The following is a 9,456-nucleotide window of genomic DNA, read 5'->3' as shown; positions in this document are numbered from 1 at the left end:
CCAAGAAAAAACAGAAACCTTCCTAAACGGACTCTCAGATAAACACGAACAAAACCAAGAAAAAACAGAAACCTTCCTAAACGGACTCTCAGATATATACAAACAAAACCAAGAAAAAACAGAAACCTTCCTAAACGGACTCTCAGATAAACACGAACAAAACCAAGAAAAAATAAATTCATTTATGGATTCTTATATTTCTATAAGAGAAAATTTGAAAACAGCTATTGATATTTTCAATAAAAATTATGATATTTGCAAGGGATATTTCTTTAATGGTGATGAAGATTCATATCAAATGATGGACACTGATGACTTCTTCCAAATGTGCTTTTTCAACAATATCAAAATTATATCTCATTCCCCTTCAGAAAATAGAATATACCTAGAAACTGAAGAAGGAATCAAACTAATGACAAATAACCGTTTTTATACTATTAAAGAAATTTATGCTCGTGATGGATACTCAGCACCACAACTATATCAATTTAAAGAATTTGTTGTTTTCGATGTAGGAATGAATCGGGGATATGCTGCACTGAAATTTGCTAATTACGATTCTTGTAAAGCCGTATACGGTTTTGAAATTAATCAAGAAACCTATGATTTTGCTTTAAAGAATTTTGACCTAAACCCAAACTTAGCTCATAAAATAAACCCATATAACTTTGGACTTTCCGATAAAAATGGGGAAATAGACATATACTGTCTTCAAGGTTTCGATGGAATCACAACAACTGAATTAGAGTTTACCAATCTCCAATCAGAATGGTTAAAAGGGAAAAAACAAATGAAAATTAAAAAAGCCAAAGTTAAAGAAGCAAGTACAGTTTTATCAGATATTATAAAAAATGAAAAAATTAATTGTAATATAGTTCTAAAAATTGACACTGAAGGTTCAGAACATGAAATTATTGATAATTTAATAAATAATGAGGTATTAAATAAGGTAGATTTAATTATAGGTGAAAACCACTTATTAGGAGAAGACTTGGACGAGAAACTAGTTGGATTTAAAAATATTAGCAAAACGTTTCATACAGACACTATCTACAGTTTTTGCTATGTAAAAGATATACATTTTAAACCATTACCACTGGCAAAATTTTCTTAAATCACCAAATTTATTTCAAGAAAATATAAATAATTATAGAAAATGGTATTTTTTCTTATTTAAATCCATTAATCCTTATATTCTTTCCAATAATTCCACAATAACACAACAGATTAATCTATTAACTCTAGTATTAATTCTATATTTTTTTCAAATATAAAATTTGACAAATCAGTTATATCTAGCGATTTTTCTTTTCTCTTATGATTATTGACTAAATAATAATTAATAAGTGATTGAAAGTCATCAGGATTATCATAAGTTACCACCGCATCTTCAAAAACATCTTCAATACCCTTAACCTTGTCGGATATTATAAAAGCTCCACAGGCAGATGCATCGAACAATCGGTTGGATAGAAAACCTTTATCTCTCATATCATCCCAGTGATCACAGAGTAATATTTTACAGGATGAATAGGCTTTCCTCAGTTCCTTATTAGGTATGTGTTCTCCCTTGATATACTTCTTATCTATCAGTCCTTCCCATCCTGCACCGTACACAGCCAGGTCCTTATCTGTAGGTAATAAATCCCTTAGTATCTTTCTTTGCACTCCTCTGGAGTTTCCCACAAACAAGAGGTCATGTTTGTACTTATCATCAGGGTCCGGGTAGAAGAGTTCTGGGTCAGTACACTGCAACATAGCTTCCACTGGAACATCCACTTTCTGGGCTATTTCATCAGCCCAGAACTGGGAGGCTATGAACACGTGCTGGTACTGGTTGTACTCATCAATTGTTACTTCGTCCGGGTGGGATATGTTCCACATGATATTGAAGTGCTGTGGTTTCGGTTGGTACCTGCTTAAACCCCTTAAAACCAGGACCACATCACAGCGGGCATCACCATCACCATCCCATTCTGGAAGAACCTGCAGAACCACATCACAACCCTTTCTCTCCAGTTCTTTCTTAAGACCCAGAGCCATATAGTAATCACCCCATTCCAGAGCTTCATCCCAGCTTGGTGCCGGTATCTTAATTGCCATCTTCCTTTTCAGAATGTAGGCTTCCAGTATTTCCTTTATCTTCTGGGCCCGGTGATCAAAAGTGTGGTTGGACAACACAAACTCCTCCAGTTCCCTGATCTTAGCCAGTCTCTCCTTTTCGTTAGACAGATAATAACTTAGAAGATCGTTAAGTTCCTTTGTAGATCTATAAACCGGTAATATTCCTTTAAAGGTTTCTTCTGCACCGATATCTCCATTGGTAACCACCAGAACCCCACTGGCAACAGCATCAAACACTCGACTGTTCACAGAACCATATTCCTTGGTAACCCGGTTGGCATCATCCACCACTACCTTGGTGGATCTGTAAATTTCAGGCATTTTCTGATGGGGAACAAATCCCTCATAGTATGGTTTGAATTTTTCAAACTCTTCCCAGTTTTTACCGTACAACTTAAAAGTGTAAGGCAAACTCTCTGGATCCAGTGTGTCCACAATTTCGCGTGGATCATTCCAGTAACTCCCTGTGAAACAGTAGTCACACTTCCATCGGGCATCTTTCTTCACCTGGCTGTTGAAAAGTTCTGGATCAGTAGCCAGGGGTAGGAGGAATGTATTCCTTCCTGTTTTTTCTTCTATGTACCGGCAGGCAGTTTCACTGGTGGCCATCACCAAGTCAAAATCTGCAAAATCAGGATAGTAAAAAATCCACCTATCCAACCAGTTACGTGGCCACGCGATTTTAATGAGTAAATTATTCTTACATCTGACTTTACGAACATTGTAGGCATCAAGTAAAGATATTAAAACATCAACATCCCTTTCTACATAGTACCAGTCATCAGATTCCACCCTGGACAGATAACTTATTTGCCAACCCAATTTCTGGAAACTCTTTGCCAGGCATCTGGCAGTGAAGTAGTCCCCTGCAGAAGAGCCATTTCCAGTTTCGGTAACCACAAAAGCCACTTTTAAAGGTTTATCTGAGAATAGGTAATTGGAGTTTAACTTATCCAACAAAAGTTCTCTGCGCAACCACTTATTCCATCTTTCCTGAAATAATCTTTTATTGTTCAAACGACGCTCTTTAATATCTTTTTTCTTATTTTTCTCCTGTGTTCCAAATTCATAGTGGAATAAAACTGCGTTAGAGCAATAAATATTGTTATATCCCTCTTTCAGTAATTTTAAACAAAAATCAACATCTTCATAACCGTAGATGTATTCTTCATCCAGACCATTCACCTGGAAGTACTTATCCTTTTCAACAAGTAATGCTGCTGCCGTGACTGCAGGTCGTGGTTCATCGGTTCTGCCCTGAACCTTGAATGGTTTTCCATTACCCCTATTATAGGGTTTGATAAATCCATCTTCCTCCATGAAGGCTATTCCTTCATGCTGAATTTTAAAGGATTTCCTTTTATTGTAACGAGACCCTGAACAATCCGGGTAAACCATTTTAGCCCCTACTGCACCCACATCCTCTGATTGTATTGCTGATTTCATCATATGATTTAACCAGCCATAGGTGGGTTCCACATCATTGTTTAAGAGAAGTAAATATTTTCCCTGGGCAATTTCTGCTCCCAGGTTATTTGACCTTGAAAAGGTCTCATTTTCCTTGTTTTCAATCACTCTGAGGGGCAAAACATCCGAAAGATCTTCTAAAAAATCTACTGAGTTATCCTGCGAGGCATTGTCAACCACTATAATCTCGTATGAGGGATACTGAATATTATCGACAAAATTTTCAAACAACCTCTTTAAATGGTCTAAACCATTCCGGTTTACTATTATAATTGATACTAATGGTGCTTCCTCATTAAAATCATGTAATCGAAGATTATAGGATTCTTTTATTACTGAATTGTAGAGTTCTTTTTTCTGCTCCGAGGTAAGTTTATAATCTCCTTTAATAAAATCCATTAACCTGGAGGGTTCAACCTTTGAAGCTGTCCTGTGCTTCCAAGAGTTATATGAATCTCGCATATAATTCCTTAATCTTCTCAATTCTTTAAACCATCTATATTTCTTTATTCTTGGCGGGGCATTCACCATGTAAGATTCACCGTGCTATGTTGATCAGAACTTATCTATATTAACCATGGGCTTATTTATATTAACCATAGGATTATTAAATAAAATTTACCATAATGTAGTTTATTTTTATATGATGAAGTATAATATACCCTTTAGCCCTTTTAAATCATAAGAGGTAACTGTTAACGTAATAAAACATTTTACAAAGTAACTGATGATACCATGTCAAAAAAATTAATTGCCATAATCCTATTAATCATAATCTTGATAAGTGGATTTCTGATTGTGTCCTACTTTTATACTCAGGGAAAGGAAAAATTTGAGGGAAACTACAACGTACTTCTTTTATGTGTGGATACCTCTGAACAGAGGCCCGGTGTGGGGGCGGTTGATATGGCATTTGTAGTGAATGTTAACCAGGGAAAATTGGTTAATATGACCCCTGTTTATCCCGGAGGATTGTCACATCCCACTTTATCTCCCACTTCTGAAATGAAAAGTTATGGTATAGATAAATATTACTTGCATGATTCTTTGTGGGGTTCTGATACTGAAGCAGGGGCTAAAATAGCCCAGGAAATTGTTGAATATAACACTGGCTTAAAAACTAATCTGGTGGTTATTGTAACACCTGAAGCAATAGATGCCCTGATTCAGGCCGTTGGCCCGGTTTATGTGGAGGGTCAGGGTTATGTGACTGGTAATTCCATTGACTTTTTAAGGGAAGAACAGAATAAAAATGGCATGTCACGGGGTAGTGCTGTAGAATCTCTTATGGATGGTCTTAAAGATAAAGCCCAAAATCAAACCAATCGTAAAGTTCTCATGGAAACTGCATCGTCCCAGTATGCTCAGGGTAACCTTTATGTTATCCCTTCTTCTGTTTTCCAAGAGTTTGTAGTGTATGAAGGAATAAACAGTTTATTTTAAGGATGACATCTAAAACATGTAGAGATAAAATTAGAAGCATTATGTTAATCCTTGATATCCCTCGATTTATTTGGGAAACTTATAATATTCTGTATCTGGTTATATTCAACTTAATTTGAATACATCTAGAATTAATTTAATCCAACCATTTTCCCAGTTCTTTAGAATCAAAACGCAACAGGATAAGCCGTGAATTGCCACGTTTTCCCTTTCCAGTGAATTTGGTGTCAATTATCCTCATAAATTCCAGTTTCTTAAGAACCCGGTCAAAGGAAGCGTAACTCAACGACCGGTACTCCTTTAGAGTATTGTACAGATCTCCTGCAGTTGGATTATCATCACCACGTTGAACTAACACTCTTAACAACTCTCTTTCATCAGCAGAAAGGTTATCCAGAGTGTTTTGAATGCTTTGAGAGCCTATATCGTGTAATGCTTTATCTAAATGTTTTTTAGCAATGGTTTTGGATGCATCTGCTTCTGCAAAATTCCCACTGGTCCTTAATAGATCAATACCCACACGTAGATCACCAGTTGAACTGGTAACATCCACTATTTCATCTAAGATCTCATCAGGCACTACTGAAGGATAAAAACCACTTTTAACCCGTTCATTTAGTATATCCCTCATTTCCTGCCAGGTGTAGGTTTGAAACATCACTTCCTGAGGGATGAAAACCGAACTAACATTTTTATCCAGCAGGAAACGGAATTCTATATCTGATATTATGGCAAAAACTCCAGTTCTGACACCTGGAAAGACTTCGTAGGCACGTAAAATGTCATATAATATTTGATTAGCATTTTTATGGTAGAAAAGATGATTCACATCATCAAGTGCAACTACCAGTGCCTTTTTTTCGTTGGAGAGTTTCTTCATTATTTCCCCGTAGATTCGGGAGAAGGGAACTCCAGTTCCTGCAGGGAGAAATCCGAACAATTGCTTATATATCTGGGCGAAGATATTAAAACGAGTATTATAAAGTTGACAGTTCACATAAGCTGTGGCCACCTTTTGAGACTTTCTTTCAACCATTTCAAAGATTTTGTGGATGGCTGTGGTTTTGCCCGTGGCAGGAGACCCTATCACCACACTATTAACTGGTTTACCCCCCTTCAAAGCAGGCCTAAGACAAAGGGCCAAGGCTTCCATTTGAGATTCCCGATGAAGGAAATTTTCAGGAATATAATCCGGGTTAAACACAGTTATATCCTTGAAAAGTGTTTCTTCACCCATTAAAATGTCTTCAACACGATCTGGCATTTCTTCACACCACTAAATTCAATTAATAGATATTATCATATTTGTTATGTTTACTTATTAACCCGTTATGGTTTCAAGTAACTCTGGATCAATATTTTCCACACATTCCACAGGTTCTCCCTGTGAAATATTCAAAAACTTCACTTCAGAATTAACTGCAGCCCACCTGACCAGTTTTTTGGCCCATTTCAGTTTTTTCTGTTTTATCTGGTCTGCTGGACCATCTTCCTGGTCTGGTCTGGAATAATGGGTTACCATCTTCCCAAAGTCCATGCCAGATAATATTATAACCTTTGCCCCCAGGGCCATGGCCAGGAAAACACAACGATCACCATCAGTGAATCCTCCAAAATTGTAAACACTGGCAAGGGGTACACTCTGAGTGGTTCCCAGGACATTCATCAGTTTTTGAGTGTATTTCTCAATTTGTTCCAGGTTATTTCCATGGGCATGGACCACCATCAAGGCTCCTTGCTGGTTAGCAGATATAATGTCATCTATCCGACCGTCCAGGTCGGTTACTATGACATCAGGGCTTATTCCTTCCTCTAAAAGGGCGGTTGTGGCCCCGTCTGCAGCTATGAGGGTGAACTCATCTAGGTTAATCCTCTTTAAAACATCAAGATTGGGTTTTAAAGAAGGTCCTGCTCCGAAAACAATGACTTTATCCTTGATTTTGATATCTTGTGGTGTTAAAGCCCCGATATCATCCAATATGTTGTTTAATATTTCTGCAGAGCGTTCATCATCCTCCCGAACAAAACCGAAGTCTTCCAGGATGTGCTGGTACCACTGCATCCAGAGGGTCAGTTCCATATATAAGGTATATCCCATTATATACATAATAATACTTTGGAGGAAATTTTTTAATTGGAGTTGAAAAAGATGGATGAAACTTTACTGATGATTCCCGGACCCACCCGTGTGGCCCCCAGGGTCCTGAAGGCCATGTCAGAGAACATTGTTAACCATAGAAGTGCTATTTTCGGTGAAATTCTCACTGAAACCAACCAGATGATGTCTGATGTATTCCAGACTGAAAACAAATCTTACCTTATCACTGGCTCCGGCACAGCCGCAATGGAGGCCGCCCTGGCCAACACCATCAGTAAGGGAGACCGTGTGTTAAATATTGTGGGAGGTAAATTCGGACAACGTTTCATGCAGATAACCGAAACCCACGGCGGAATTCCTGTGCAACTGGAAGTTGAATGGGGACATGCAGTTAACCCTGATGATGTTCGTTACATCCTGGAAGAGGAAGAAGATATTAAGGCAGTGACCATTGTACATAATGAAACATCCACTGGTGTTGCCAACCCCATAGACCAGGTGGGTAAAATAATGGAGGATTTTGACGCCCTGTACATCGTGGACACTGTGTCATCCCTGGGTGGGGATGACGTGTTCGTGGATGGTTATGGAATTGACATTTGTGTTACCGGTTCACAGAAGTGCCTGGCTGCGCCTCCAGGTATGGCTGCCATCACCCTCAGTGATGATGCCTGGGATGTAGTGGATAAGACAGAAAATCAGACTTATTACCTTAACATGAAAAAATACAAAAAGAGTGGAGACGCAGTACCACCAGAAACACCCTACACCCCTGCAGTTTCATTAATGTATGCTATGCAGGAAGCCCTCAGAGTGATCATGGAAGAAGGATTAGAAGAAAGGGTTAAAAGACACAAACTCGCAGCTGAAGCCACCAGAAATGGTGTTAGTGCCCTGGGACTGGAATTATTCGCCCAGAAAGAAGCAGCCAGTAACACCGTGACCTCAATCCGGATGCCTGAAGGAATAACTGACAAAGAACTCCGTGGTACCATGAGGGAACGTTACAGGATTGAACTGGCTGGAGGTCAGGACCACCTTAAAGGTAATGTCTTCCGTATCGGCCATATGGGTAACATAACCCACAGAGAAATAATAAGCACCATCGCTGCCCTGGAAATGACCATGCAAGGCCTGGGACTGGATGTGGAAATTGGTGAAGGTGTGGCTGCTGTGGCGGATACTTATTTAGAGGGAAGTATTTAATAATACTTCCAAATTTCCTTTATTTTACTCGATCAAATATACTATTAACTATTCTAAGACTATTCCTTTTTTTAATTCACAAAAAGTGGAAATCCCTTTCCGAGATATAACCCTTAGTTAAAATCATTAGTATTATTAATATCCCAACTGCAGATAGTACTACAAGTCAAAATAAATGTCCATATGACAAAACCAAACATTAACCATTTGGGGTAGAGATGACTTACTAAAAACTTAATATCAATCATCATCATCATCATATAAATGATCTGAAGATATAAAAAGGTTATCCTGGTGTTATAATGAGGGTTTTGGACTTAATCAAGGCACATGAACAGGAAATTAAAAATAAATATAGTGTCACCAAAATAGGAGTTTTTGGCTCCTATGCCAGAGGGGAAGAGAAGGAATCAAGTGATGTTGATGTTCTAGTTGAATTTAATGAGGCCACATATCATAATTTTATAGAGCTGATATTTTTCCTGGAAAAATTACTGGATAAAAAAGTTGATCTGGTTACAACTGGAGGTTTAAGCCATTATATGAAACCTACTGTTGAAAAAGAGGTGTTATGGTGTGAACAAAGATGAAGTATTCCTATACCACATTCTAGATGAGATACACCTTGTAGAAAACCAGACAAAATCATTAGAATTTGAAGATTTTTTATCGGATCCGGTATTGCAAAGAGCAGTTTCAAGGAGTTTAGAGATTATAGGTGAGGTCTCAAAGAGTATATCAATTGAATTTAAAAATGCCAACCCACAAATTGAATGGAAAAAAGCTGCAGGTTTACGGGATAAACTCATTCACCACTATTCTGGTGTTGAATGGAATATAATTTGGAATGTTATTTACAACGAACTTCCACAAATGGAAAAGAAAATTGAAGCAATTTTAAATCAGGAAAAATAACTGTGGCAGGTATTTATCTAAATGGCAGTTTTTAAGTACTTCCATTTCCTTATTTTCCCCCTTTTTAAAATTACATTTTATTCCTTATTTTTCCTTTTATTTTTAATTCATCCCATTTTTTATCAATATTCCTTCTTATAATCATTATATTAAAATAAAACCTATTTTAAACAGCTTAATTATAACATATGTCCCAAAATGCA

The 9,456-nt window shown here is 37.5% G+C and carries 8 protein-coding genes; 5 read left to right on the top strand and 3 right to left on the bottom strand.

Going from position 1 to position 9,456, the window contains the following annotated elements:
* Positions 1-1,114, top strand: a 1,114-nt coding sequence (locus tag J2743_RS09955; RefSeq protein ID WP_209626761.1) for an FkbM family methyltransferase, incomplete at its 5' end; no start/stop codon positions are given.
* A 113-nt stretch (positions 1,115-1,227) separates the two neighbouring features.
* On the opposite strand, the gene J2743_RS09950 is transcribed toward J2743_RS09955, so the two are convergent.
* Positions 1,228-4,053, bottom strand: coding sequence for a glycosyltransferase family protein (locus tag J2743_RS09950; protein ID WP_209626759.1), 2,826 nt, complete (start codon positions 4,051-4,053; stop codon positions 1,228-1,230).
* 273 nt (positions 4,054-4,326) lie between these two features.
* Between J2743_RS09950 and J2743_RS09945 the strand changes: the two genes are divergently transcribed.
* Positions 4,327-5,034 (top strand): DUF4012 domain-containing protein, encoded by a 708-nt coding sequence (locus tag J2743_RS09945; RefSeq protein ID WP_209626758.1) that lies wholly within the window; start codon positions 4,327-4,329, stop codon positions 5,032-5,034.
* A gap of 136 nt (positions 5,035-5,170) precedes the next feature.
* Here the strand turns inward: J2743_RS09945 and J2743_RS09940 are convergent, their stop codons facing one another.
* A complete protein-coding gene (locus J2743_RS09940; protein ID WP_209626757.1) occupies positions 5,171-6,298 on the bottom strand; it encodes an ORC1-type DNA replication protein in 1,128 nt (375 codons plus the stop codon).
* A gap of 57 nt (positions 6,299-6,355) precedes the next feature.
* Positions 6,356-7,114, bottom strand: a complete 759-nt coding sequence (locus tag J2743_RS09935) for a 6-hydroxymethylpterin diphosphokinase MptE-like protein (protein WP_209626756.1) — start codon at positions 7,112-7,114, stop codon at positions 6,356-6,358.
* 69 nt (positions 7,115-7,183) lie between these two features.
* On the opposite strand from J2743_RS09935, the gene J2743_RS09930 reads away from it, so the two are divergent.
* From J2743_RS09930 to J2743_RS09920, 3 genes are all read left to right on the top strand, one after another.
* Positions 7,184-8,338 carry a pyridoxal-phosphate-dependent aminotransferase family protein gene (locus tag J2743_RS09930; RefSeq protein WP_209626755.1) on the top strand — a complete coding sequence of 385 codons (1,155 nt, stop codon included), beginning with the start codon at positions 7,184-7,186 and terminating at the stop codon, positions 8,336-8,338.
* A 302-nt stretch (positions 8,339-8,640) separates the two neighbouring features.
* Entirely contained in the window at positions 8,641-8,928 is a 288-nt protein-coding gene (locus J2743_RS09925; protein ID WP_209626754.1) for a nucleotidyltransferase family protein, read from the top strand.
* Positions 8,915-9,253, top strand: coding sequence for a HepT-like ribonuclease domain-containing protein (locus J2743_RS09920; RefSeq protein ID WP_209626753.1), 339 nt, complete (start codon positions 8,915-8,917; stop codon positions 9,251-9,253). Before J2743_RS09925 ends, J2743_RS09920 begins: the two co-directional genes overlap by 14 nt.
* The last annotated feature ends 203 nt before the right edge of the window (positions 9,254-9,456 follow it).

Origin of the sequence: Methanobacterium petrolearium (assembly GCF_017873625.1) — an archaeon.
GTDB lineage: Archaea > Methanobacteriota > Methanobacteria > Methanobacteriales > Methanobacteriaceae > Methanobacterium > Methanobacterium petrolearium.
The sequence above is the reverse complement of the archived record's forward strand: the minus strand, read 5'-3'. Positions and strand labels throughout refer to the sequence as shown.

Excerpts from the sequence above, each read along its gene's own strand:
- J2743_RS09950 (WP_209626759.1), bottom strand. The coding sequence starts at position 4,053 with ATGCGAGATTCATATAACTCTTGGAAGCACAGGACAGCTTCAAAGGTT.
- J2743_RS09945 (WP_209626758.1), top strand. The coding sequence starts at position 4,327 with ATGTCAAAAAAATTAATTGCCATAATCCTATTAATCATAATCTTGATA.
- J2743_RS09940 (WP_209626757.1), bottom strand. The coding sequence starts at position 6,298 with ATGCCAGATCGTGTTGAAGACATTTTAATGGGTGAAGAAACACTTTTC.
- J2743_RS09935 (WP_209626756.1), bottom strand. The coding sequence starts at position 7,114 with ATGGAACTGACCCTCTGGATGCAGTGGTACCAGCACATCCTGGAAGAC.
- J2743_RS09930 (WP_209626755.1), top strand. The coding sequence starts at position 7,184 with ATGGATGAAACTTTACTGATGATTCCCGGACCCACCCGTGTGGCCCCC.
- J2743_RS09925 (WP_209626754.1), top strand. The coding sequence starts at position 8,641 with ATGAGGGTTTTGGACTTAATCAAGGCACATGAACAGGAAATTAAAAAT.